Genomic DNA, 677 nt, shown 5'->3' on the forward strand with positions numbered 1-677 from the left:
GCAAACGCCTTCTGCGTCGTTACTCTTTCCTTCAAGATGACGATGTCGAGCGCGATTGCGCCAAGCCCCCCGGCAAAAACGAGGATGGCGACAAGCGGGATCGGCGCATAATCGAAAGCGTGGGTTTCAAAATGATAAAGCGTAAAGATGCCAAGTGCGGAGCAAACCGCAATTTTCCACGACCCCGCGAAAGCGGCAGTTAATCGGGCCAAACCCCCAGCTTTCCAGAGAACGACGATCGAAATCAGCGAAAGCGCGATGCCGCAACGCCAGAATGCGACAGCCGTGTGACCGATACCTTCATTGAAGGCGGAGCGGGACAGTACACCGACGGTTCCATTTGACAGGGCCGCAAAAAGGGCGAAAGCAGCGCCGCGGATTGGCGAAGGATACTTACTTTTCATGGCTGTAACGTTGTTCCTTTCACATGAAAATGGCACGCCTCACCGAAGGCACGGAAGATTTCACCGCTGAGCGGATCCTCGTCGTGAAACCATTCAGGATGCCATTGCACAGCTGCTGCAAATGTCGTTGCCTCCTTTACCGATACGGCTTCGATGACGCCGTCCACGCATCGCGCATCAACAGCAAGACCATCCGCCAATCGCGCAATGCGCTGCTGGTGCAGTGTGTTGACGGAAATAGAATTTGTCTTAAGGCGGCGAATGCACTCCGCT

Annotated in this window: 2 protein-coding genes; both read right to left on the reverse strand. The window is 54.8% G+C overall.

The genetic code is table 11. The annotated features are described in order from the left end of the window. The coding region (locus ACWGTO_RS33700) for an EamA family transporter (RefSeq protein WP_454578983.1) at window positions 1-404 on the reverse strand (404 nt) is incomplete at its 3' end. Beyond that, a partial coding sequence (locus ACWGTO_RS33705; protein WP_454578984.1) for a gamma-glutamyl-gamma-aminobutyrate hydrolase family protein occupies window positions 401-677 on the reverse strand: 277 nt, incomplete at its 5' end. The genes ACWGTO_RS33700 and ACWGTO_RS33705, both read right to left, overlap by 4 nt.

This window comes from Mesorhizobium sp. PL10, from assembly GCF_053714315.1.